This window comes from Exiguobacterium sp. s46 (assembly GCF_018618875.1).
Taxonomy (GTDB): domain Bacteria; phylum Bacillota; class Bacilli; order Exiguobacteriales; family Exiguobacteriaceae; genus Exiguobacterium_A; species Exiguobacterium_A abrahamii.
In genome coordinates, this window is record NZ_JACSMY010000001.1 from 989,240 (window position 1) to 1,013,817 (window position 24,578).

Annotated in this window: 27 protein-coding genes; 15 read left to right on the forward strand and 12 right to left on the reverse strand. The window is 44.4% G+C overall.

The features are described from left to right. Nucleotides 1-4: 4 nt before the first annotated feature. Genes KNQ08_RS05270 through KNQ08_RS05280 form a run of 3 tightly spaced genes read right to left on the reverse strand, consistent with a single transcriptional unit; the run spans nt 5 to nt 2,681 of the window. A complete protein-coding gene (locus KNQ08_RS05270; protein WP_149427415.1) occupies nt 5-1,150 on the reverse strand; it encodes an ABC transporter permease in 1,146 nt (381 codons plus the stop codon). Next, nucleotides 1,147-1,824: an ABC transporter ATP-binding protein gene (locus tag KNQ08_RS05275; protein WP_133207334.1), complete on the reverse strand. Its 678-nt coding sequence runs from the start codon at nt 1,822-1,824 to the stop codon at nt 1,147-1,149. Before KNQ08_RS05275 ends, KNQ08_RS05270 begins: the two co-directional genes overlap by 4 nt. Next, nucleotides 1,824-2,681, reverse strand: a complete 858-nt coding sequence (locus KNQ08_RS05280; protein ID WP_214804988.1) for an efflux RND transporter periplasmic adaptor subunit — start codon at nt 2,679-2,681, stop codon at nt 1,824-1,826. The genes KNQ08_RS05275 and KNQ08_RS05280 overlap by 1 nt, the downstream gene beginning before the upstream one ends. A gap of 168 nt (nt 2,682-2,849) precedes the next feature. Here KNQ08_RS05280 and KNQ08_RS05285 point away from each other — a divergent pair, with 168 nt between their 5' ends. The 6 genes from KNQ08_RS05285 to KNQ08_RS05310 are packed head-to-tail and all read left to right on the forward strand — an operon-like array spanning nt 2,850 to nt 10,652. Then, nucleotides 2,850-3,545 (forward strand): ABC transporter ATP-binding protein, encoded by a 696-nt coding sequence (locus KNQ08_RS05285; protein ID WP_023468400.1) that lies wholly within the window; start codon nt 2,850-2,852, stop codon nt 3,543-3,545. A gap of 27 nt (nt 3,546-3,572) precedes the next feature. Beyond that, nucleotides 3,573-4,340 (forward strand): hypothetical protein, encoded by a 768-nt coding sequence (locus KNQ08_RS05290; protein ID WP_214770218.1) that lies wholly within the window; start codon nt 3,573-3,575, stop codon nt 4,338-4,340. A gap of 19 nt (nt 4,341-4,359) precedes the next feature. Then, nucleotides 4,360-7,005, forward strand: a complete 2,646-nt coding sequence (locus KNQ08_RS05295; protein WP_214804989.1) for an ABC transporter permease — start codon at nt 4,360-4,362, stop codon at nt 7,003-7,005. A gap of 52 nt (nt 7,006-7,057) precedes the next feature. After that, nucleotides 7,058-7,474, forward strand: a complete 417-nt coding sequence (locus KNQ08_RS05300) for an NUDIX hydrolase (RefSeq protein WP_214723299.1) — start codon at nt 7,058-7,060, stop codon at nt 7,472-7,474. Between the two features lie 14 nt (nt 7,475-7,488). Beyond that, nucleotides 7,489-10,107, forward strand: coding sequence for an ABC transporter permease (locus KNQ08_RS05305; protein WP_214804992.1), 2,619 nt, complete (start codon nt 7,489-7,491; stop codon nt 10,105-10,107). Nucleotides 10,108-10,124: 17 nt separating this feature from the next. Continuing rightward, complete coding sequence (locus KNQ08_RS05310) at nt 10,125-10,652, forward strand: HAD-IIIA family hydrolase (RefSeq protein ID WP_214770225.1); 528 nt, start codon at nt 10,125-10,127, stop codon at nt 10,650-10,652. Between the two features lie 201 nt (nt 10,653-10,853). Here KNQ08_RS05310 and KNQ08_RS16960 read toward each other — a convergent pair whose 3' ends face one another. Continuing rightward, nucleotides 10,854-10,976, reverse strand: a complete 123-nt coding sequence (locus tag KNQ08_RS16960) for a hypothetical protein (RefSeq protein ID WP_285800976.1) — start codon at nt 10,974-10,976, stop codon at nt 10,854-10,856. Between the two features lie 152 nt (nt 10,977-11,128). On the opposite strand from KNQ08_RS16960, the gene KNQ08_RS05315 reads away from it, so the two are divergent. Genes KNQ08_RS05315 through KNQ08_RS05325 form a run of 3 tightly spaced genes read left to right on the forward strand, consistent with a single transcriptional unit; the run spans nt 11,129 to nt 14,342 of the window. After that, the gene (locus KNQ08_RS05315) at nt 11,129-11,830 is read left to right on the forward strand and encodes a hypothetical protein (RefSeq protein ID WP_214770227.1); all 702 of its coding nucleotides are present in this window, start codon (nt 11,129-11,131) and stop codon (nt 11,828-11,830) included. Next, nucleotides 11,802-13,058: a hypothetical protein gene (locus tag KNQ08_RS05320; RefSeq protein WP_214770230.1), complete on the forward strand. Its 1,257-nt coding sequence runs from the start codon at nt 11,802-11,804 to the stop codon at nt 13,056-13,058. The genes KNQ08_RS05315 and KNQ08_RS05320 overlap by 29 nt, the downstream gene beginning before the upstream one ends. Before the next feature lie 30 nt (nt 13,059-13,088). After that, nucleotides 13,089-14,342, forward strand: coding sequence for a hypothetical protein (locus KNQ08_RS05325; RefSeq protein ID WP_214770233.1), 1,254 nt, complete (start codon nt 13,089-13,091; stop codon nt 14,340-14,342). 1 nt (nt 14,343) lies between these two features. Here KNQ08_RS05325 and KNQ08_RS05330 read toward each other — a convergent pair whose 3' ends face one another. Both KNQ08_RS05330 and KNQ08_RS05335 read right to left on the reverse strand, forming a co-directional pair. Then, nucleotides 14,344-14,874: a nucleotidyltransferase family protein gene (locus KNQ08_RS05330; RefSeq protein WP_149427424.1), complete on the reverse strand. Its 531-nt coding sequence runs from the start codon at nt 14,872-14,874 to the stop codon at nt 14,344-14,346. Further along, entirely contained in the window at nt 14,871-15,458 is a 588-nt protein-coding gene (locus KNQ08_RS05335; protein ID WP_197484507.1) for a TetR/AcrR family transcriptional regulator, read from the reverse strand. The genes KNQ08_RS05330 and KNQ08_RS05335 overlap by 4 nt, the downstream gene beginning before the upstream one ends. Before the next feature lie 154 nt (nt 15,459-15,612). Here KNQ08_RS05335 and KNQ08_RS05340 point away from each other — a divergent pair, with 154 nt between their 5' ends. Together KNQ08_RS05340 and KNQ08_RS05345 are read left to right on the forward strand one after the other, a co-directional pair. Then, a complete protein-coding gene (locus KNQ08_RS05340; RefSeq protein ID WP_214770237.1) occupies nt 15,613-16,329 on the forward strand; it encodes an ABC transporter ATP-binding protein in 717 nt (238 codons plus the stop codon). Then, on the forward strand, nt 16,329-17,357 hold the full coding sequence (locus KNQ08_RS05345) for an ABC transporter permease (protein WP_214770240.1): 1,029 nt from the start codon (nt 16,329-16,331) through the stop codon (nt 17,355-17,357). Before KNQ08_RS05340 ends, KNQ08_RS05345 begins: the two co-directional genes overlap by 1 nt. Here the strand turns inward: KNQ08_RS05345 and KNQ08_RS05350 are convergent, their stop codons facing one another. Beyond that, a complete protein-coding gene (locus KNQ08_RS05350) occupies nt 17,358-18,032 on the reverse strand; it encodes a hypothetical protein (protein WP_214804994.1) in 675 nt (224 codons plus the stop codon). Between the two features lie 112 nt (nt 18,033-18,144). Here KNQ08_RS05350 and KNQ08_RS05355 point away from each other — a divergent pair, with 112 nt between their 5' ends. The 3 genes from KNQ08_RS05355 (at nt 18,145) to KNQ08_RS05365 (ending at nt 18,957) form a co-directional block, all read left to right on the forward strand. Beyond that, nucleotides 18,145-18,489: a DUF2200 domain-containing protein gene (locus KNQ08_RS05355; protein ID WP_050678012.1), complete on the forward strand. Its 345-nt coding sequence runs from the start codon at nt 18,145-18,147 to the stop codon at nt 18,487-18,489. A gap of 12 nt (nt 18,490-18,501) precedes the next feature. Further along, complete coding sequence (locus tag KNQ08_RS05360; RefSeq protein WP_023468416.1) at nt 18,502-18,672, forward strand: hypothetical protein; 171 nt, start codon at nt 18,502-18,504, stop codon at nt 18,670-18,672. Between the two features lie 75 nt (nt 18,673-18,747). Further along, nucleotides 18,748-18,957: a hypothetical protein gene (locus KNQ08_RS05365; protein ID WP_214804996.1), complete on the forward strand. Its 210-nt coding sequence runs from the start codon at nt 18,748-18,750 to the stop codon at nt 18,955-18,957. A 59-nt stretch (nt 18,958-19,016) separates the two neighbouring features. Here KNQ08_RS05365 and KNQ08_RS05370 read toward each other — a convergent pair whose 3' ends face one another. The 5 genes from KNQ08_RS05370 to KNQ08_RS05390 form a co-directional block, all read right to left on the reverse strand. Beyond that, a complete protein-coding gene (locus KNQ08_RS05370) occupies nt 19,017-19,559 on the reverse strand; it encodes an NADPH-dependent FMN reductase (protein WP_050678013.1) in 543 nt (180 codons plus the stop codon). 54 nt (nt 19,560-19,613) lie between these two features. Next, nucleotides 19,614-20,597 carry a ring-cleaving dioxygenase gene (locus KNQ08_RS05375; RefSeq protein ID WP_214770260.1) on the reverse strand — a complete coding sequence of 328 codons (984 nt, stop codon included), beginning with the start codon at nt 20,595-20,597 and terminating at the stop codon, nt 19,614-19,616. 58 nt (nt 20,598-20,655) lie between these two features. Then, on the reverse strand, nt 20,656-21,090 hold the full coding sequence (locus KNQ08_RS05380) for a MarR family winged helix-turn-helix transcriptional regulator (protein ID WP_214804998.1): 435 nt from the start codon (nt 21,088-21,090) through the stop codon (nt 20,656-20,658). A gap of 369 nt (nt 21,091-21,459) precedes the next feature. Continuing rightward, nucleotides 21,460-23,760, reverse strand: a complete 2,301-nt coding sequence (locus tag KNQ08_RS05385) for an AAA family ATPase (RefSeq protein WP_214805000.1) — start codon at nt 23,758-23,760, stop codon at nt 21,460-21,462. 92 nt (nt 23,761-23,852) lie between these two features. After that, a complete protein-coding gene (locus KNQ08_RS05390) occupies nt 23,853-24,281 on the reverse strand; it encodes an Lrp/AsnC family transcriptional regulator (protein WP_214805002.1) in 429 nt (142 codons plus the stop codon). A gap of 136 nt (nt 24,282-24,417) precedes the next feature. Here KNQ08_RS05390 and KNQ08_RS05395 point away from each other — a divergent pair, with 136 nt between their 5' ends. Further along, nucleotides 24,418-24,576, forward strand: coding sequence for a DUF1272 domain-containing protein (locus KNQ08_RS05395; RefSeq protein ID WP_214805004.1), 159 nt, complete (start codon nt 24,418-24,420; stop codon nt 24,574-24,576). The last annotated feature ends 2 nt before the right edge of the window (nt 24,577-24,578 follow it).

Genomic DNA, 24,578 nt, shown 5'->3' on the forward strand with positions numbered 1-24,578 from the left:
TCACTTAAACATTTCGTAAGGCTTCGATCGGATTCAAACGGGACGCCTTTCGCGCTGGCATGTAACCGAACAAGACGCCGACACCGATCGAAAATCCGGCGGCAAGCAGAATCGTGCTCACGGAGAGTGTAAACGGTGTACTAATCATCAAACTGACGCCAAATGCGAGCATCGCTCCGACAAGAATCCCGATCACTCCACCCATCAAGGACAGCAAGATCGATTCCAAGAGGAACTGTAGGCGGATCGTACGTGGTTTCGCACCGAGTGCTTTTCGCAAACCAATCTCCGTCGTCCGTTCTGTGACCGAGACGAGCATCATGTTCATGATACCGATTCCGCCGACGATCAAGGAAATCGACGCAATACCCGTCAACAGGAGCGAGAGCATCGTATTGATTTGGTCAATCGAATCGAGTGCTTCATCCAAGCTGACGACGTCATACGTATCGTCGCGTCCGTTATAGAATTGATACAGCTTTGCCGAGACATCCCGTTTGACGGTCGCGACGTCTGCCGCGTCCGTCTTGAAGACATCCACTTGCTTAACGGCTGTCACCCCAAGCGTCCGCAGGGCTGTCGTATAGGGAATGACGATTTGATCGCCATCCGCGTCACTGACACCGACGATCCGGTAATCGAGTCCATCGAGCTTGATTGTCTTACCGATCGCGACCTGACCCGGATAGAGCGTTCGGGCGACGGACGGACTGACGACGGCGACATGCGTCTGTTGTTTCACATCACTGATGACGATACCACGTCCTTGCGGGACATCTTCTGATTCCCGGTAATAGATGTGGTTTCGTCCTTCGATCGTCACTTGGTCGAGCGTGTGATTTTCGACACGGACGTCCCGGACCGTCGAAACGGTCGGTGAGACACCGCGTGTTCCTTTAATCGTGTTTAACTCTTCCAGTTGTGCAGGTGATAATCCTTCTTTCAACGGCGTCTCTGTCGTTTGGACCGTTAATTTATTGGCACCGAACGACGCGACCTCTTCGTTGATTGAGGCCGTCGCGCCGTTGACAATCGAAATTAAGGCGATGATCGATGCGACACCGATGATGACACCAAGCGTCGTCAAGAACGACCGCATCTTATGATGCCAGATATTCGACCATGCCATCCGTAACGTTTCGCGAATCATGTCGTCACCTCCGTCACCTGACCATCTTCGATCCGGATGATCCGGCGGGCTTGCTTAGCAATATTGACATCGTGTGTGATCATGATGATCGTCTTCCCTTCCTCTGAGAGGCTCTCGAACAACTCCATGATTTGTTTCCCTGTCTTTTGATCGAGCGCTCCGGTCGGCTCATCAGCGAGTAAGATCGTCGGTCGCGTCACGAGCGCCCGGGCAATCGCAACCCGTTGTTGTTGACCACCGGACAGTTGACTTGGTAAGGCATCGGCTTTATCTGTTAATCCGACACGTTCCAGGAGCTCAAGCGATCGTGCGCGGCGCTCTTTGCGCGAGACGCCGGCATAGATGAGCGGTAATTCGACGTTTTGTAAGACGCTCATGCGCGGTAGCAACTGGAACTGTTGAAAGATGAAGCCAATTTCTTCATTGCGGATCGTCGCTAGCTGATCCTCGGATAGATCGTGGACGAGCTGCTCCTGCAAGCGATAGACGCCGTTTGAAGCGACATCGAGGCATCCGATGATGTTCATCAGCGTTGATTTTCCTGAACCCGAAGGTCCGAGGATCGTCACATATTCACCAGCCTCGATCGTCAGCGATACTCGATCGAGGACGATGTGACGATTGGTTCCTTCGCCGTAAGATTTTTGGATTTCTTGCAAGTCAACGACCGGCATCAGGACGCACCTCCTGGTGGGGTCGGAAGAAGACCGGAACCACCGTCTTCACTCGGCAGGAAGACTTCGTCTCCGGCGGACAATCCGTACTTGATTTCAATATCCTGTCCGTCCGTCACGCCCGTCTCGATGTATTGACGAGTCGTTTCCCCGTCTTTTTTCACATACACATACGGACGATCCGACTTCGAATACGAAATGACATCGAGCGATAAGACAGGTACATCTTGTGCGAGTTGATATGGTAAACGTCCCTCGACCGTCATGCCGGGTAACCAGTTTGACGAGCTCGGTATCGATACCTTTGCATTGAAATACGTACTTCCATTTTCCGTCACAGCTTCCGGACTAATCGATTCGACCTTCCCGTTGATGGTTTTATCAGATGCATCCGTCTGTAGTTCAATCGCATCTTCAACTTCAATCCGTTCGATATCTTGTTCATCAATTTTCAGACGAGCGATCAACTCTTTGTTGTCTGCAACAACGAAGAGGACGGTATTCGGGGCATAGGCTTCGCCTTCCGCGACGTCAAGACGAACGAGTTGTCCGGAGCGAGGTGCCTTTACATCTTCTCCTCCTTCGACGCTGATGATCGTTTGACCTGATTTGACGGTATCCCCTTCTTCAAAGCGAACGTCGGTGACGCGGACATCACGATCACTGATGACCGTCTGTCGATCTTTCGCTTCAAGCGTGCCTGAAAAGTAGAAGAATGTTTTTAATGTCTTCGACTCGACGACCTCCTTCGTTCCTTGTGCTTCTCCTCGTCCTAAAAAGAGCGTGGAACCGATTAATAGGAGTACCAGGATGACCCCTCCACTGATCCATAACCATTTCTTGCGTGTTCGTTTCATGTTAAATGCCTCCCTTGATTGGTGTTAATCCGATCATAAGGAGAAGTTATGAACCAACTATGAACAAATGTAAAAAAAGTGGTTGGGTCAGAAATAAAAACGCAATAGACAAAATTTTCTAAAAATAATACACTGAACATAACCAAATTATGTAAAAGGAGTGGTCATATGGATATTACCTTTCAAGATATTTCGCATACATTCGAACGAAGCGGTGTCCGGACCGACGTCTTGCATCAACTAAACGGTCAGTTTTCGCAAAGTGAGGTGACGGCACTCGTCGGTCCATCCGGGTCTGGAAAATCAACGTTCCTGAGTCTCCTTGGTTCACTCGATCGCCCGACGTCCGGTCAGATTCTTTATGACGGACAGGACATCACGTCTTGGAAGAACAAACGGTTATCGCAATTTCGCTCGCAAGAGATCGGATTCATCTTCCAGCAGTTTCACTTATTACCGGCACTGACGGTATCTGAGAACTTAAAGGTCGCCTTGTTAAAGCAAAAGACATCCTTTAATCAAGAGGAGCGGATTCTCGAGTTGCTCGAACGGGTTGGACTCGACGATAAACGGAATGCTTTACCGGCTCAATTATCCGGTGGACAACAACAACGGGTCGCGATCGCCCGTGCCTTGCTTCACCATCCGCAATGGATTCTCGCGGACGAGCCGACCGGTAATCTCGATTCCGTGACCGGTGACGCAATCTTCGAGCTGTTACTAGAGCTGCATCGTGAAGCCAAATGTGGCGTTTTATTTGTCACACATGACCTAGAACTCGCCGAACGTGCTGACCGGATTCTCTTCATGCAGGATGGACGAATCGTTGAAGATCGCCGGAAGCGTACGGTGCAAAGTGTCTAAGTATTGTTAATGAGGAGGTGTCTCGCGTTGCACACGTTTCGTGCCAAATTAATCACGAGCTTCATCGGCTCAATTGTCGTTTTTCTGTTGCTGTCGGTATCGACGCAGTCCGCGTATGAAGCGTTTCAGAATGCGGACTTCTCGGAACAGGAGACGACGATCGTGCGGGGATGTAATCATAACGACTTATCCAATTTATTCTTCACAAAAAACAGTTGTAATTTCGATGACAAAATTGATGAAAAAGAAGACGGCGTCTATCTGGGAACGTCCGATGAAAAAAGTAAAAATACGGGAGGCACACCACGCGGTCGAAAAGTAAAGGATCTTCCTCCATTTTCTATTTTGAATGTTGTAGAAGGCACATCCTCCAACAACATTCTATTCTTCACCGCTGTACTTGTACTCGTTGCTTTCGTAGCATACCGGATTCTTCGTCGGCGGCGACGTTCATCACAATCACGAGAATCTGAAAGTGAAGCAAACCATTGGGTCCAACCATCTCCTGAAAGTTATGTCCAACAAACAAACCTTCAATCGATGCTTACTCCGCCTGAAGAATCATTGCGCCTGATGCTATTTGATTTTAATCAACGCTTACCACGTGCCCTCAAGCGGCGAAGCCATGAATCGTTGACAGACTGGACGGAGCGCATTCATCTGGTGACGCCACTCTCCCCTTACTTCGTCACCCGCTACGCGGCGCAAGCAGAAGTAGAAGCACTCGATGCACAAGCGATTCACCATTTCGAACAAGATCTTGCGTGTTATTTAAAGACGCAGCTCTCCCAATAACAAGCAAAGGAGACTACATATGCTTCGTTTCGTCATCAATCACTGGCGCCGGCAGCGAGGGAAATTCATTCTGACGCTCATCGGTGCCCTCATCATCAGTGCCGGACTCAGTTTGATGTTCAACTTGACCGATTCGAGTCAAGGGACGGTTGAACAAACATTACAAAAAAAATGGTCGTCTGCCTATGACATCGTCGTGCGACCGAAAGGAAGTCAGCTTGCAAGTGAGTCGAATGATTTACTTGAACCGAACTATTTAAATGGGATTGATGGTGGAATTTCCTTCAAACAATACGAAACCATCAAGAAAATGCAGGACATTGCAATTGCTGCACCCGTCGCCGTGATGGGTTATGTCAAACTTGGCTTACGCGTTGATGAGCAATGGGACGTTCCCGATAAACCTGGCTTTTACCGTTTGAGAGAAACGCTGACATCACCTAACGGTTTCGGGGAAAAAATCCTAAGCGACGAAGCCGTTTATAGTGTCAATGGCAATCAAAACGCACGTGTTGCTGATATACCAGGAGTCTTTACAACTAAGTCCACGTCGCGAATCATCTATCCTCGGACATTCAGCTTGCTTGTAGCAATTGATCCTGAAGCTGAAGCCAAGTTAGTGGCTCTTGACCGTAGCATCATTCCTTCAAAAGGAAATAGTCGCTATTTTACTAAAAATGATAAAGCTACCGAAAAAGCAAATCCAAATACCATTCCGATTCTTTTAAATCCAAATTCATTTAATCAAGGGACTTTTCAGTATTCAATCGAACGACTAGATGTTCCATTCGATACACAAAAACAACAAGATACATTTTATTCAAAGATTCCAAAGGATTTTACACCTGCGTTTGAGATGCTGAATGAGATTCCAGGTAAAACAATCAAAAAATTTAAGATTTCTTCAAAAGATGTTGAGCAAAAATTTTTTAGCACTTTAACGAATACTCCAACCAAAAATACTCAATCATCACGATTAGATGATGCAACGATTTCTGATTACTTACAACTCGAAATCACGACTGGACCGCTAACGTACCAATCTGAAAAAAGTCCGTTTGCCGCGCGTTGGTCAAATGCCTACCAAGTTGAGAGTCAGAAAATTCAAGTCACGAATCCATTTTTAAAGGATACGAACGCTTTACCTAAAACCGGATATCGTTCCACGCATTCGTTAGAAAAAAAAGTAAAAGACACTATGGGTAGCGGAAATGATATTTATTATTCTCCCGGCTTTTCAATGAATGTCATTGGACTTTATGATCCTAACAAAATTCGTGTATCAAAAGATCCACTTAATGAGTTACCGATGGAAACATATCGCCCTTCTTCAGCTGATCTGGTCTTAGATGCAAACAGAAAACCAATCAATCCAGCTAAATCTATCAATACTTCAGGCGACCCAGTCGGATTACTGACTAACTCACCGAATATGTTGACGACTCTAGACAGTGCACAGCAATATCGAGGCAACAAATCGATCTCATCGATTCGTCTAAAAATTAAAGGTGGCGAAACACTCAGCGAAAAGTCAGATCAGCTCTTACAACAAATCAAAGCAACCATCGAGAGAGATCCTGGTCTTGTCGCTACGATCACTAAGGGTTCTTCCCCACAACCGGTCGTCACGAAAGTCGTCGAACAAGGCAAAACACTCGGTTGGATCGAACAACCATGGGTTCATATCGGTGCTGCGATGACGATCTTCCGCGAGACGAGTGTCGGTTTTTCAGGCGTCATCTTCGCGATGCTCGCCGTCGCCATCGTTTATGTCCTCGCGACGAGTTATGTTTCGATGCTCGCGCGCAGAAAAGAATTCGCTGTTTTACTCGCACTCGGCTGGCGGACGAAGGATCTCTATAAAATTGTCTTGATCGAGGCTTCAATCCTCGCCGGATTCGTCTCTACGGTTGCCTTGATTGTCGAAGGAATCTTCTCATATGTCCGTAATGAAGCGATGAACGGTTGGAGCCAACTTTGGATCGCGCTGTTCAGTCTCGTCATTTACCTGGCTGGCGCGACCTGGTCGGCGTGGACGATCCGTCGCATATCACCTTATGAAGCGATCAAAACCGGCGAATACGCGAAAGCAGCTCGCGTCGGACTGAAACTTCGTTCGACCGCGACACTCGCACTAAAGGAACTGATCGGGAAATGGAAACGAAACAGTTTGTCGGTCCTCTCGATTGCTTTACCGACAGCTCTCTTGACCTTTTTCCTGTTCGTGACGTTCCATTTACAGGGTGTTCTTTACACTTCGTGGCTCGGTCAGTTCGTTGCCCTGCAAGTCGGTCCGATGCATTACGTGACGATGGGTGTTGCCATCACGATCGCTATTTTGACGACGGGAGAGATCATGTGGCAAAACGTCACCGATCGCCGCGCCTCACTCGCCGTCCTAAAAGCACTCGGCTGGACGAACGGTGCGATCCGTCAATTGATTGTCCTTGAAGGTTTCCTCGTCGGTCTCATCTCCGGAGTCATTGGGATGATTGTCGCCTACTCGACGATTTACGTTTTATACGATCTTGTTCCCTGGAATGAGCCGTTATTGATTGGCGTATCGCTCGCCCTACCGATTCTGTTCGGTGTCATTGCAGCCTTCATCCCAGCACAACTGGCAGCACGTGTTCAACCGTATCAAGAACTGAAAGATGCATCTTAATATTTGGCGGAGGGGCAACAGGCGTTGTCCCTCTCTTCACAGGAGGAAGTCTATGTTACCGACATCGATTTATTCGTTATCAGCTGGAGCGGTCGTCTTGAATGACCAAAACGAGATTCTTTTGATCCAAGGACCAGATCGCGGTTGGGAGTTTCCGGGTGGCATCGTCGAGCCTGGGGAAAGTGCAGCTGACGGTATCATTCGCGAAGTCAAAGAAGAGTCTGGAATTGAGATTGAAATCGTGAAATTTTGCGGCATCTATCAAAATCTCGAGGCGAATGTCTGTGCGACCTGTTGGCTTGCAAAAGCGATTGGTGGTCAACCGCAGACGAGCAGCGAAAGTTTAGCAGTCGGTTTTTTCCCGCTCGAAGAAGTGTTACGACGCGTAACGTGGTCGAACTTCAGCGAACGAATCATACATATCTTAGATGAACAGTCTCATCCGTTTTTCGTAGCTTTTACTCCATAAAAGGAGGAATGACGATGTTTCATTTTGTCTTAAACCAGTGGCGCCGGCAACGTGGAAAATTCATTTTGACGCTCGTCGGTGCGCTCATCATCAGCGCTGGACTCAGTCTGATGTTCAACTTGACCGATTCAAGTCAGGGTACGGTCGAGCAGACGTTACAAAAGAAATGGTCGTCCGCGTATGATATCGTCGTTCGACCGAAAGGCAGTCAGATGTCGACGGAGTCGAATGATTTGCTGGAGCCCAACTACTTAAACAGTATTACAGGTGGTATTTCTTTCGCACAGTATGAAAAAATCAAACAGATCGAGGATGTGGACATTGCCGCGCCAGTAGCGGTGATAGGATATGCCAATATCGGTCTAACCATCAAAGATCAGATGACAGCTCCGAAAGCCCCTGGGTTCTATCGCATTTCTCGCACGGAGTACAGTGATTCCGGATTGAAGAAGGAGAAGCTCTTCACGACCAACATCCATGCCATCAAGAGTGACGTCTCTTCTGAATTACGCATCCCAAACCTCGATAACTTCTTCGTCGAGGATATCAACCCTTCGAAGATGGCGATGATTGTCGCAATCGACCCGGAACAAGAAGCACGCCTCGTCGGTCTCGATAAAAGCGTCAAGAAAAGTCCCACATCCCGTTATTTCGAAGAGACGGACCAAGCAAATCCGACATCTAATGTCGTTAACGGTTTTACGTTACCGATCCTCATCAATCCGAATACTTCAGATGCGGGATATACCGACTTTAAAATCGAACGGCTTGATTTACCATTTAAAACGGAACAACAACAGACGGAGACGATCGACCGCCTCCAACAGCAATCAGAACTACAGGATTATTTAGTAACGATTAAAAGTAAAACACTCGAAACGAAACGTATTTCCGCAAAACGTCTAGATTCACTGTTGTTCAATGCTTTAGCAAAACCAGATTCCGTGAAACGAAAAGAACTTGAAGTCACCTCATCTGGACAGCTACTCTACCGGACGGGAGCTTTAAACTATACTGCAACCGATAGCCCGTTTCCGAAGCGATGGAGTCAAGCCTACTCGTTGAACAGCGAGACGCTTCAAACTGATCAATCGCTTTTTGATATTCCCATCCTCCCCTCAAAAGGATACCGTCCCGTCCAGTTCAGCAAGATGAAAGTCAAAGATACAGACACGAAAGAAGTATCTGAACTTACTCCAACCGTCGACTTTGATGTCATCGGATTGTTTGACCCGAAAAAAATCACAGTATCCAAAGATCCGTTGAATGAACTACCGTTAGAAACGTATCGCCCGGCGACCGCTAATCTGGTCCTTGATGCAACAGGAAAGCCGATCAATCCGTCACCTACCATCAATTCATCGAATAACCCGGTTGACCTATTGACGGGTTCACCGAATATTTTAACGACCTTAAACGCCGCTCAACTGATCAACGGAAAACAATCCATTTCGTCCATCCGTTTAAAAATCAGTGGTGCCAAACAGATGGGTGAGAAGTCCGAACAATTACTCCAAGACGTGAAGCAACAAATCGAGCGAGAAACCGGTCTCATCGCTACGATCACCAAAGGTTCCTCTCCTCAACCGGTCGTCACGAAGGTGATCGATGACGGGAAGACGCTCGGTTGGATTGAACAACCTTGGATCCACATCGGTGCTGCGATGACAATCTTCCGCGAGAAGAGCGTCGGGTTCTCCGGTGTCATCTTCGCGATGCTTGCCGTCGCCATCGTCTATGTCCTCGCGACGAGCTACGTCTCAATGCTCGCCCGCCGGAAAGAATTCGCTGTTTTACTCGCACTCGGCTGGCGGACGAAGGATCTCTACAAAATCGTTTTGATCGAGGCGGCGATCCTCGCTGGATTCGTCTCGACGATCGCCTTGATTGTCGAAGGCATCTTCTCGTATGTCCGTAATGAAGCGATGAACGGCTGGAGCCTCCTCTGGATCGCGCTGTTTAGTCTCGTTATCTACCTCGCCGGCGCCACTTGGTCGGCGTGGACGATTCGCCGGATCTCGCCGTACGAAGCGATCAAAACAGGCGAGTATGCAAAGGCGGCTCGTGTCGGACTAAAGCTTCGTTCGACCGTGACATTGGCGCTAAAGGAACTGATCGGGAAATGGAAGCGTAATAGCCTGTCCGTTCTCTCAATCGCTCTTCCAACGGCTCTGCTGACGTTCTTCTTATTCGTAACGTTCCATTTACAAGGAGTGCTTTATACATCATGGCTCGGACAATTCGTTGCCTTGCAAGTCGGTCCGATGCATTACGTGACGATGGGCGTTGCAATCACAATCGCTATTTTGACGACGGGTGAAATTATGTGGCAAAACGTCACCGATCGCCGCGCCTCACTCGCCGTCTTAAAAGCGCTCGGCTGGACGAACAGAGCGATCCGTCAGTTGATCGTCCTTGAAGGCTTCCTCGTCGGTTTAATTTCCGGCATCATTGGACTGATCGTTGCCTATTCGACGATTTATGTCTTGTATGACCTCGTTCCATGGAATGAACCATTATTGGTTGGCGTATCGCTTGCCTTACCGATTTTGTTCGGTGTCATCGCCGCCTTCATCCCAGCTCAACTGGCAGCACGTGTCCAACCGTATCAAGAACTAAAAGATGCTTCGTAAACTAAGGAGTTGTACACATGAATTCTATTCAGGCAATATTTCTTGACCGAGACGGAACGATTGGTGGAGATGCTACCGTCCACTACCCTGGAACGTTTGCGTTATTTCCATATATTCCTTCACTAATCGAACGCTTACGTAATCAAGGGATTTTACTGATTGCGTTCACGAATCAACCTGGTATCTCAAAAGGATTTGCCCGTGAAGAGGATTTTCGGACAGAATTACTGAGCTTCGGCTTTGATGATATGCTGATTTGTCCGCATGCAGCGGAAGATTGCTGCACTTGTCGCAAACCATCACCTGAATTATTAAGGCAAGCACAAGCAAAACACGATCTCCGACTCGATCAATGTGTCGTCATCGGGGACCGGTGGAGTGATATGGTGGCAGCTGCGCACGCCGGGTGTATCAAAATCTTAGTCCGAACCGGTGCCGGAGAGAGCTCCATTCGTGATTACGCTGACCGGGTGGAACAAGCAAACGTCGACTATATTGCCGACGACTTAACGGACGCGATCGCTTGGCTCGATACGCAAAACTGAACAAACAAAAAGGCGCGCTTCCACAATGGAAGTCACGCCTTTGTTATTTCTTCGAACGTTTTGGTTGAGAAGATGCGTAGACACTAACCGCTATCACAAATAAGATTGCAAACCATGTCCAAAATGACATGTCATCGCCTCCTTTAAATAATGCATAGGTACTTTAACTACCTTCTTTTTATTACCAATAAATCCCTGCAATCATTTATTAGCAATTTTTCGTAATAGATAAAGCGCGTAGATGATCGATGGAACAGCCATCGCCATGAGGATGAGATGGACACTTCCGAATAACACGTTCATAGCTAGATTAAATTCTGACACTTTTGTTTCCTCCTATATTTCGATGGTTCTTTTATATTTATTCTACTATAATAATGCATTCACTATTTTTTGAACCCTTACAATTATGTAATAATTTTCAATCCCCCTTCATTATGAAGGGATTCACGTTACACTGAACGTACGAAACAGAGGTGAATATGTTGCAATTAACATTTGAGTACATGCCTTATTATTACGATGATGATCTTCAATTGATTCCAAATGATTTTTCAGACCCTGATAATTTGCGCTTCGTCATCGAACAAGACTACTCGTCAGCTTTTAGCATCTTTACGAATCCAGACGATGAATCCTCCTCGTTTGAAAGTTCATTTCTTGAGCAGTGGTTTCATCGATTACAAGCTTTCCCACTATTCGTCTGTGTAGAGGTGAATCGTTATGACGAAGAAGAGTTTGAAGCGTTATGTCGCTTTTGTTCAATTACATATAATGATTTAACACCACTTGCGGACAAACGTTTCATCGTCGCTGAACTGAAGCATGTTACCGATTTTCAACACCTGTATTCTTACTTACATTCCCACGCGAGTTGGAATGATCTTGTCATCTGGTCGACCAAACCAAATGTCTTCCTGATTGAATACCGAACGCACTACTACTCCGAAAGACCAGAAAAAACGGTCATCGTCTCCATGCAGGAAAACATGTCTATCTTTGCGTTCAGCTACGATGCAGATGTCGTGAATGTTGTCTCGAATCAACCGTTTTTTGAGACGGCCGATCGCCTGTTTAATACCTTACCCGACTTCGTTATTCCAACCTTGATTGACGACACGGAGGACATACAAAAAAGGAGTGAACAGCTTGCATGCCCTAACAAAACAACTAACTAAATACATGCTCGAGAAATATCAGTTAACCGATTATGTACTCTATGAATCGTCCTACGCTCGACACAAACTGAACTACCAAACCGTTTACTCTTTTGAAACGTTTTGGATTCCGCGAGGTGCATCGGTTATCGAGGAAGAGGATGGCACGATGCTTCCTGAAGGAACCGTGCAGATTACAATTGACCCTGTTACGAAACGAACGACGACGTTATCCTTACACGGTCTGAACTCGATTCATTCCGTGCCTGACGATTTACGTGATCCAACCACTCGGATCGCTTGGATCGAATCAGAGACCGATATGATCCATGGTACGCATTTCATGCTCGAAGAAGAAAACGACACTTTTTTCAGTTATATGAGTTGTCACGAAGGGATTCGGCTGTCTCCCGGTTGTTTCATTCACTTAACGTTAACGGAAAATGGTCAACTCGATGAGTTGTTCCTATACGGTCCTCATCCGAGTGATCATCATGTGAAACAGGAACCTTTCGCTTTAACGCTCGAGGACATCGACTCGCTAGCTAAACAACAAATAAAGTGGTTCTCCTATACAAAACCAGGACATCAATACGCGCATACTGTCGTCGAGACTATCGTGACGCAAGAAGGATCTATCCTTGTGCCTAGTAAACTGGATTTCACGTCATCATTTGATCGAAATGACATCTTAACGTGGGCAAATCCGTCAACTTCAATTCTCAAACGCCATCCTTTCCAATCAGCAGCAAGCGTGACAGCAGAGGATGCGATCATGCAGACCGAACATCCTGATTTTCGTCCGATCCAGCAAGAGACGGTGAACGCCTGTCGAAACGCGATTCAAGAAATCGTCCAAAACGTCTACCCCAGTGAATCCGGACAATGGATGATTCGTCATATCTACCGGCAACACCCCAACCTTGCTGTCAAATTATCTCGCGCGAATCCGACGTCCTATGTTGATCAGCAAAGACGCATCACGATTCTCCTTGATGAAAAGACGCTTGACTGGATTAGCTTGACCGACGATCAGGAACTCCATACCGCGCTCGCATCCGTTACTCCACCGAAGCTCGAAGATGATCAGCAAGATATCATTTTCAATGCATTACGTCCGTACCTTTTGCTCACGCCGCGTTATGTGTTCGATGTCTCAAAAGGTCACTACGTTCTTTGTGGTTTGCTTGACTCGAACCATGCCTACTTACCAGCAACAAATGAGATCGTTTTATTACGTGATCTATAAAGTGAAGTTAGATACGAAGGAGTGAACGAGTTGCATCCATTAACGAAAGATTTAATCTCCCATATCCAAGACAAATATCAACTGAACGATTATGTCTTACATGAGACCTTCTATCGCCGTGAAAAAATTCATGGTGAAACGCAATATTCGCTTGAGACGTGTTGGTTCCCCATCAATCACGGTCCTTGGTCTGAAGATGAGAATTATCCAGACGGTACGATAGAGATCCAAGTCGATACGGCTACAAAACGAACGACTTCGATCCACAAAAATGGCACTGTCACGATTCATTCTCTTCCAGAGGATTTACGTGATTTAGACATTCGGATTGCATGGCTTGAGCAAGAATTAGGAATGACGTTCGAGAAGCAGTTCATGTTCCTTACGCATCAAGATTCCCTGTATCAGTATGTCAACTGTCATCACGGGATTCGCCTCTTCCCCGGTCTGTTCATATCGCTTGAGCTAACGAATGAAGGAGCGCTCGATTCTTTCAGTGTCTATGGAACCCCCGCGCTGAGTAACAAGTATCTGACTGAACTGTTCACATTATCCCTTGAACAAACGGCTCCCATCATCTCGCAACAGTTCCGGAGTTTTTCAGTTCCTAACGAACACCAACACAAACTAGCATATGCAATTGAAGAAATCTTTGTTTCTCAAGACGGCTTGCGCACGTATCCTCTAAGTAATCCCGAAACTTCGTCCGTTGCCATGAACGAGATCGTAACATGGGAAAAACCGTCCACGTTCTCCTATACGCGCAAATTGATTAAGCGGCGAGACACCGTCACGGCACGCGATGCCGAAGCTCAAACGCCACATCCGGATTACCGACCGTTGACTGACGAGATGCTGGAAACCTGTCAGTCGATTGCTGTAGACCTCATCGCTGCCGAGTATCCGGAGGAGTCCGGAGCGTGGACGATTCAAGAAATCAATCGGGATTTCCCATTCATTAACGTAGTAGTACGCCGGACTCGTGACGATATAAATCTCGCTTACAAACGTCGTTTGACGATTCTCCTGATGGAAGATACTTACGAAGTCAGCCTAATCGTTGATAACGAAGCATTTATTGATCTCTATAATGACTCGACACAAGGATTGCCTGATAGCGTTCCGGAAAAAGTCATACGTCACGCACTCATGCCTTACCTGACATTGAAACCGTATTATGTCTTCGACCGGGCACTTGACCACTATGTTCTCTGTGGTTTGCTTGACTCGAACCACGCTTACTTATCAGCAACGAACGAAGTCGTCTTATTACGCGACTTATAGGTCAATTCAGCCATTGATCTATCCGATTTCTTACGACTTGCGGAAGAACGAGGCTTCTCAGTTGTTCGAGACGCTTACGGTCGACTTCCTGTTTCATAAATACGTCTTCAATCATCGCGACCTTTTGTTCTCGTCCTGGAATCAGTTGATAAATGACATACCAATCAACGAGTGACATGAACGGACGTCCAGCTGAATCGATTGATTGTTCATCAAACGGATAGATGAACACGCCCTCGCCATGACGAATCTGCAGTCCGCTCATCAAATCGATATCGATTCCTTCAATGATAAATTCTTGGAACACTTCCGTCGCGTAAAGTGACGTCTTGTCTTGTTCGACGACAGTCCCCATGTCCGCCAACAGTTGGACTGCTCGTTCGGCGTCCGCTAACGCGACGACGAGATCGATGTCGCGCGGTACAACTGGTAGTCCATGCTGCGCCAACAATAATGAACCACCGATACCAAAATGAATCCGTTCTTGCTGCAAACAAACGACGACTTTTTCTAAGACTTGCTCAAGACTCATCGCCGGAACCCCGCTGCTCGAAACGGTCCTTCCATCGAAATCGTAAAGATGATTCGCGCAATTTCATCCGGTGATGTCTCGTTTGGGTGGCTCAACCAGGATTCGATGACACCGAGATGGGCGGCTGAGAGATAGGCAATGAGATAATTTTCTGGAACAAGCCGTTCTCCTTGTTCCGGTAGTCCCGAGAACAGAATCTGTTGCATGTAATCACGGACTCGCTTCCGAAACATCCCGTCACTCGTCGGACTGAGTAAGATCCGCATCAGCGTCCGGTGTTCATAAAGAAACGTTAGAAACGGGATGATTCGTCGGTATGGTGAGTCCTCCGTTTTGTTGATCAGGACGAATGGAATCTCGCGTTCGAACGTCGCTTCGATCTTTTCAAAAACCTCATTCGTCATCCGCTCGAGCAGTTCGTATTTATCCGCGTAATGATGGTAGAACGTCCCGCGATTGACTTCCGCCCGTTCCGTCAACAACTTAATTGTCACGGCGTCAAATCCAACTTCGTCGATCAGCTGAAGGAACGTCTCGCGTATCCTCCGGTCGGTCCGGATAACGCGTAAATCCTGTTTTTTCATCGAAATCGCCTCTTTCTTCAACATTTTATCGAGATGTGTCGCTTAAGCGACAGATGAACGTTAACTGGTCATTGCTCCCAGTTTCTCTCCCTTTTATAATGAAATTAATCAACACGTTGTTCAATAATTATTTCATAAAAGGAGGGAGAATACGATGGATCTACGATTACAAGGTGTATCAAAATCATTTCATCAACAGAACGTCCTCCAACAGATTGATCTTTTGATTCCGTCCGGTGAAATTTGTGGTTTGCTCGGTCCGTCAGGTTCCGGAAAGACGACATTGATTCGTTTAATGATTGGTGCAATCCAAGCAGACGCAGGTTCGATTCAGATTGGCGACACTTCGATACCAAATTTCAAGATGTTATCGCAGATTGGTTTCATGCCACAAAACGATGCCTTATACGAGGATTTATCTGGCCTTGCGAACCTGCAATTTTTCGGTTCCTTATACAATATGTCCCGTCAGGATTTAGCAAAACGAATCGACGAGGTATTGACACTCGTCGATTTAACGAATGATCGAAAAAAGCTCGTTCGCCATTATTCCGGCGGGATGAAGAAACGATTGTCCCTCGCCATCTCGATCCTGCATCGCCCTAGCGTCCTATTTCTGGATGAGCCGACCGTCGGGATCGATCCCGTGTTACGTCGCCAGATTTGGAATCAATTCCAAGCGATCCGTACGCAAGGCACGACGATCGTCGTTTCGACCCATGTCATGGATGAAATCAACGAATGCGACCGGGCAGCACTGATCTATAACGGTCGGATCATCGCCTACGATCCGCTCGACCGTTTACTTGCGCAGACTGAAAACGGTCAGGTCGAGGAACTGTTCCTGCTAGCTGGAAAGGACGTGACGTAATGTGGCAACTCGCACGACGGGTCATCCGTCAAACGTTGAACGATAAACGAAGCGTCGGACTGATTTTGCTTGCTCCATTACTAATCTTCACCTTGATCTATTTCCTACTTGGAAACGATGATTACACGCCTGTCGTCGCTATCAGTCAAGATGTACCGGCTCCAGTCTCGCAAGCGATCGAAAAACAGGATCTGTCGATTAAAACATATAACGGCAGCGATGCTGACGCCTATCTAAAGGATCATGAAACGGTCGACGTCGTCTTAGATATGAAAGACAATCAGCTAGCGTTGAACCTCCGCGAACCTTCAACGAAAAGTTCAAAAGCGTTACGTGAGATTCAAGCTGGATTGGCATCCCTGCAACCGACGATGCAACTCGAGACGAACTATCTTTACGGAAATGTCGATCAATCGACGTTTGATGCGCTTGGTTTCGTCTTTTTATCCTTGTTCTCCTTCTTTTTCGTCTTTATCTTATCGGCAATGGCACTCGTCAAGGAACGCAGTGGCGGCACGCTCGAGCGATTGATGATGACACCAATTCGCCAAACCGACGTCATCTTCGGCTATACGCTCGGCTATAGCGTCTTCGCTTCCATCCAGGCAATTCTTGTCGTCCTGTACGCGACGACCGTTCTTGACTTACCATCTGAAGGCTCGATCATCTGGGTCTTTCTGACGATGCTTGGACTTGCCGTCGTCGCAGTCTTGTTCGGCGCAACGATTTCAATCTTTGCTCAGTCTGAATTACAAGTCGTCCAGTTGATTCCCTTTACGATCATTCCGCAGATTTTCTTCTCGGGCTTGATTCCGCTTGATTTAATCCCGTATGGACTCGGTAACATCGGATATATCACCCCGATTTTCTACGGAGCGAGCGCGATCAAGGAGGTGCTCGTCTACGGCAACGGTTGGTCAAGCATCTGGCCGTACTGGCTTGGATTATTCCTCTATGGTGCAGTGTTGTTCCTGTTGAACATGCTCGCTCTCAATAAATATCGCGGACACCAAAAAAGACACGGCTGATTACACGAGCCGTGTCTGATTTTGCTTAAGCTGTTCAAGGAAAACAGTCCGTCGAGAAGGATCAAGTGTCTGTTCTGCCACGTCGGCATACCGAACGAGCTGATACATCTCATACGGAACCGTGACCTCTAAACGTGTTAACCACTCCGTCAGCGTCTCATGTGTCCGTCGCTGTTGCGCTGGAGCAAGTGACCGATTGAACGCGCGCACTGCTTCACGAATTTTTGAATCAAGAATACTGTCTTCTGATGAGGACTGGACTTCAGGCGTTAGCGTTAGCGATAGAGCGGTTCGTTTTGGTTGATGCCTTGGTGGAAATGACCACTGCATGCGGTTGAATCGTTGTCGACGATACAGATAGAAGATGATCACTAAAGCGACAATCCAAGGAGTCACACGAGCGATTTGATTGATCGCATCCGTCAAGAAACCTCGTCCAAGCTCAATCGGTTTTTTCTTTTTAGGTTCCTTCCGATATCCTTCGTGCCCGCTTTTTGAAGAATCCAGTTGTTTGATGATTTGCTCTTTTTTCGCATAGATGACCTTTTTAGTCGGTAAAATCGTACTCGGAACACGTACCCAGTTTCCTGTCGATTGATCAATCGGTGGATCGATCAATGCCTGATACGATAGTTTTACACCTACGACGCATAAAAATAGTACTAGGCACGTCATGAAAGTCATTCCAATGATTCGACGTCTCATTTCATCCTGCACCTCCAAACCGACTTAAAATCCTTGACACAAGACCTTTTCCCATATGTTACCATGAAAGGAGGCGATTCAGATGAGTTACGAAAAAGTATTTCAAATGCCGATGCAGCAGCTGTATCAGGTATACCGTCAAAAAGTCGAGCGCAAGCAACGGACGCAAGACGAGCTTGATGACGTGCTGTTCTGGTTGACCGGACACACGCAATCAACTCTTGAACAAGCCATACAAACCCAAACTGTCGCAGCCTTTTTCGAGCACGCACCCGACCTGAACGAACGCCGATTTTTAGTCACTGGCGTCATCTGCGGGATTCGTGTGGAAAATCTAACGGATCCGCACATTCGTAACATTCGGATTCTCGACAAACTCGTCGATGAGTTGGCGAAAGGAAAAGCGTTAGCTAAAATCTTACGATAAGGAGGAATGCTAATGTCTACTTTACTCAGTACACTGGCGATCCTCGTCATGGTGACCAGTGTGACCTATTTCATCGTCTATCAAGTCAAACGAAATAAAGGAACCCATCGTTCACCCGTCTATCGACTTGCTTTTAGTGGTCTGTTGGTCGGCTTGATGGTCAGTTATTTTTTGTTGACGTGAGTCGTGATTTTTAGTTTTTGATTTAAACAATAAAATCATTAATACAGTATTTGAAATAATGAAGGAGGTATACGATTGAAGATTCGAAAATGGATCCTTCCGCTTTTGCTACTCATCTGTCTTGCTTCACCGAATGCCGCAACAACATATGTGAAATGGACGGTCGCTACGACGGGCCACTATCTCGAACGTCTTCAAGCGGCTGACATTTCTTATAAAGTCCGCCAACACACGCTTTACATTCAAGAAAAGGATCTGCGCCGCGTCACGTCGTGTTGTACATGACAACGATAGAAACCCCCCTCATTTCGCTGAAATGAGGGGGGTTTCTGATCAATCACGAATTAGCGAATCGTTTTTAATGCCGTTGCCCACGGAATGACTTGATCGAGCATCTGGTTGACCGATGTTTCTTGAACGGCTGCCGCTTTTAAGACCGATCCATTCTCGAAATCAGTGAACAAGGATAACGCTGGATGCACCCGGACATCGGCAATCAATAACTCACCGAGGATGCCACGCAAGTGTTCTGCCGCCCGAGCTCCACCGACAGAACCGTAAGAGACGATCCCTGCTGCTTTATTGTTCCATTCGACCCGTAGATAATCGAGCGCGTTCTTGAGTGACGCTGCGATTGAGTGGTTGTATTCCTGAACGATGAAGACGAATCCGTCTTGTGCTGCGACATCCTTCGACCAAGCAGCAGCACCCGACGCATCCCCATCCTTTTCACCTAGGAGCGGTAATTTGTAGTCCGCGATATCAAGAATCGTATAGTTCGCGTCACCTCGTTGATCAGCCAGTTGTTTGACCCAGTTCCCGACTTGTGGGCTGAGACGTCCTTCACGTGTGGATCCTAAGATGATGCCAATGTTTAATTTCTCCATCTTCATTTCCTCCTCTTATTTAGATGCGGTTAGTTACGTTATCGTAGCGTTCTCTTAAAGGTATTCTTTTTCGATTTTCCGAGTGCTCCGGACCGTATCGATCGGACGGACCATTTGTTCGATCTGTTCTCGTTGCGGCTCGAGGAATGGTGGTAACGACAATTTCTCCCCGACCGTTTCGTACGGCTCGTCACCCATGAAACCAGGACCATCCGTTGCCCATTCGAACAAGACACCGCGCGCGACACGGGCATAGAGGGACTCGAAGAAGAAGCGATCGACGTAACCGGACGTGTTGAAGCGTAAATGTTGCATCCGCTCGATCCATTCCTGTAAAGCAGCCGTATCTTCAACGCGGAAAGCGACGTGGTGCACCGTTCCGAATCCTTGACGTCCGCTTGGTAGAACGACGTTGTGCTCAACGATGACTTGTGCGCCGTTTCCTCCTTCGCCCATCTCGAACAAGTGCAGGGAACCAGCTTGATCGACTTCTCGCATCAACATCGCTTGTTCGAGTACCGCTTTTAAATTGTCGAATTCCGCGATCCGGATGTGAATTGGACCGAGTCCCGTGATCGCGAACTCGAGGGGTACCGGACCATTTTGCCACGGTGTGCCGGAAGCGACACCTTGATTATGCTCGTCAGAAATCAACATGTATTGTTGCTCATCGAAATCGACGAACGAGAGCGTCTTCTTGCCGAATTGTTCTTTGATACCACGGTGCTTGACGTCGTATTTGTCAAAGCGTTTGATCCAGTATTCGAGTGCCGCATCCGTTGGGACACGGAACGCCGTCTTGAAGATTTCATTCGTTCCGTGTGATCCCTTTTGGATACCAGGGAAATCAAAGAATGTCATATCCGTGCCTGCAGATCCTTTATCATCGGCGAAAAATAAGTGATACGTCTGGATGTCATCCTGATTGACGGTCTTCTTGACCAATCGCATCCCTAGGACGTTCGTAAAGAAGTCATAGTTTTTCTCGGCACTGCTCGTAATCGCCGTCACGTGGTGTATTCCTTTTAGTTCATTCATGAAAAATCGCTCCTTTTATGGTTATTATCTCGAATTCGAGATATCAGTCTAAAAAATTTTATTGTTTTTTTGCTTGATAGCCGATCGTTTTGGCTGTCTCGATGAATGCTTCGAGGTCTGACGGGGTTATTCCTTGAAATACTTGATTAATCGCTTGCTCGTGCTTTGGAAAAATCGTTTCCATCAGTTGGTGTCCTTCAGAGGTCAGTTCCGCAAATGTCACGCGCCGATCCTCTGGACATGCTTTTCGGACAACGTAATCTTTCTTTTCGAGCTTATCGATGACATAGGTGATGCTACTGCTCGTGATCAAGACTTTTTTCCCAATCAATTGAATCGGTTGCCTGCCTTTGTGAAACAGCAACTCAAGAACCGAAAAATCCGTTGGGTTCAACCCCCATTGCGCAACATCCTTCTTGATGACTTCATGTAACGCATCAACTGCGCGCACCATGACCGTCAATGCTTTCAAGTTCGGATTCGGTGGAGTCATTTCGTTCACCTCTTTTGTATCTTTAATTCATATATCTTTAATTCGAGATAAATATACCACCTCTGTAATTATTCGTCAATTACTTTGAGTCGTTTTTAATGTGCATTATTTTCAATTTAAATTCAAATAATCATAAGATAAAATAATTTATCTTTTAACAAATTTAAAATATAGTTAGTTTTTTAAAAGATCTGTATCTTAAATCAAATATTATACTTAAATAATTAACGTCATTATAAGATACGCCTTAAAAGTAAATATTTTTTTTACATTTACTTTTAAGGTTAAATAGCAATATTTAGATTAACTTAATTTACTTATAGCTCTGATAAAAAATTAATTAAAGAAACAAATGGAAGAATAGAAATTTCACTTCCAATAAGTTGAAAAATGTTTTGTCGCATTATTTGAATCAAATAATTCTTTAAACATTCTTTTTAAATCATCTTTACTTTTCCCTATAGTTTCCATTGAATGATCGTCTATAGAATGTGAATTAACATCAAATAGTTTTTTGTATTCTTCATTATTTTTATAAAAATCAACGATTGAAATTCTATTAAATTTAGTATAAGTCTCAACTATTCTCCTCATTGAATTCAACATTGAGTTTGTTAAGTCATGTGAGTATAGAGACTGTAATTCTATCCAAAGAAGTTCGTAATGAGTATTAAAATCTTCTTTCGGAGAAGTAATTTTTTTAAAGATTCCATTTTCTAATCTATAAAAATTATTTTTACTGTATTTTGATACTTCCACTATCTTTCCTTGAAGCTCTTTTTTTTCTTTAAAATATCCTTGCGGCTGAACATTTAAATAAAAATGAGCATTATGCGTTAAGCAAATGAAGTAATCTTTTGTAGAATGGAATTTGTCTATAAATTTATCTGTATAAATTTTTTGAATCTCTGTAATAATTAAATATTGCATTGTATCGTCATTTGAATTCATTGGATCATCAAATACAATAACCTTTTGTTTATTACTTCTTTTTTCAACATCACTCAAACTTTCTATAAAATATAAAAATGCTATAATATTCTTTTCTCCAGTAGATAGCTTATCTATGGATCTCACACCATTTTTATCTTTTATTTGATAGTGTTCAACATCCTCTAAATCTTTTTCTAATGTTAACTCTAAATTGTATTTTCCAACTTTTTTTAACTTTTCATTAATAATTTCAACAAATTTAAATGTGTTTTTAGTACTTTTTAAAATTCTAGCTTTTTCTTCATTTAATTCTCTTAATTTATTTTCTAAGTAACAAATTGTATTTTCTTGCAGGTTTAAGTATGATCCTTTAATGTCTTTTTTCCTCTTATTAATTATAATATTAATATTTTCTAATTCTTCATTAATTTTATTTAATTCAAATTCCTCTAATTCATAGCCACGCCAATTACTCTTATATTCTTTTTTTTCTTTTATTTTTAAGGATACAAAATGAAGTCTAAGCTTTTTCATCGCAACTTCTTTTTTCATTATAATATTATCAGTAAAATTATTATGTTTATTTGATAGTTCATTTAATTTATTTTCGATAATTGTAAAATCTGATGGAATTGTAAAATCTAATTTTTCAATGGTTCTAAAGATCAAATTAAATTTATCGGAAAGACTTTGATTCAACAAATCTAAAATATATCTATATTCTATTTTTTTATTTTTTATTTCTTCAATAATTTCTACGGCTTCTTCATGAAATATACTATAAAAATTTTCTTTTTTAATTACTTCTATTTCATTTATCTGGATTATTAATTTTTTTATTATATCAATTTGATTAGTTATTTGATTTTCGATATCTTTTACTTCAGATAGCGATATAAAAGTTTCCAGTTCGCTAAATCTTTTTTTACTGATCTCGTTCCCACAAAATGAGCAGTTCTCTCCTGCATGATGAATTTTTAAACCATGTCTTACAAAAGTCATTCTATCTGGATCATCTTTTAATTCTTTTATTAAAGAAACCTCCTGCATTTTATGACCTAAAATTTCATTAACATCATTAACTAAATTCGATAATTCTATAGATTTAAATTTAAATTCACTCGAAATTTTATTTTTAGTTACTTCAAATAAAATTCTTTCGTTAATTAAAACTTCCTCTTCACTTAATAACCTGCTTGTCTTAATATCATTTATAAAATGATTTCTAATATAATTGGGTTTAGTAATTTGAGGATTATTTTTAGTTTTTAATTCTCTCGCTTTATCGGAATAAAAAGAATCAAGTAGATTTCTTTGTTCATTGTATTTACTTAAAATATCTTCCCTTTGTTTATACAAAAGGTGTTTTTCTATACCTTCTTCTAAATATAAATATTTCCATTCTAAAGATTTTAGTTCGTTGTTAAGAAGAAGTTTATCTTCTTCAAACTTTAAAATTTTTTCTTCAACATTATTAAATAACTTTTTTGCATTTATATTTTCTTCACCTAAGACGATAGCATTTAATTTTTTATCGACTACCAAATTATTAAATCCAGTAAAAATACGTACATCGTAATTATCACTTAACTGACTCAATATCATTTTACGAAGAGTGGATTTTCCTGCGCCATTTTTACCGAATATAAAATTTTTATTCTTTAATTCTAAAAATTGATTTTTATTATAGTCAAACACACCATACTCCTGTTTAGATAAATCAATACTTATACTCATTTGAACATCCCCAATCTATATTTTGTGATGAAAAAATAATAATCTTTCTAACTTTCTATTAAATTTTGTCTACAGTCTTTTATATGCCTTTTCTAATATACCGTATATCCCGTGAACGGCACTGGCGTCGACAGTCGAATCCAGGTCGACGGTTTGCCGTAGACCGATGCATCATCGAGAAAACGTTCCAGTGTTGCAACGGACGCGGTTTGCAACTTGACCATGAAGTTATAGCTACCGGTCAGGCGGTGACACTCGACGACTTCTGGATGTCCTTTACAAAATTCAATTAAGCCTGCGCAGCGTGTCTCTTCGAACATGACGACCGCGAGTAACCCTTGCGCGAGTGCTTCTGGATTAATGACAGCGCGGAATCCTTCGATGATTCCCGCGTCCTCCATTTTTCGGACCCGTTCGATGACGGCAGGTGCCGATAACCCGATCTGTCGTCCGAGTTCCGACCATGGAATCCGGGCATCGTCTTGCAGAATCCGGATAATCTGTTGATCAATTTGGTCCATTTTTCATCTCCCTTTCGAATTAAAACCACTTTCTTCAAATTAACACGGAATCAAAGGAAAATATAGCCTTTTCCTATGTTCTCCTACTGTGCTCATCAAAATGCTTTTCTTATACTAGTAACAGGAGGTGATACTTATGGAACCAACCTGTGTCCGGTGCCAAGAAACGATTGAAACGACGGTCTATCAGTGCTCGCACGTTTGTACGTTTTGCGAACCGTGTACGAAAACGCTCGATCATATTTGCCAAAACTGCGGGGAGATGCTCGAACCCGTCACACCAGTCGCGACTTAAAA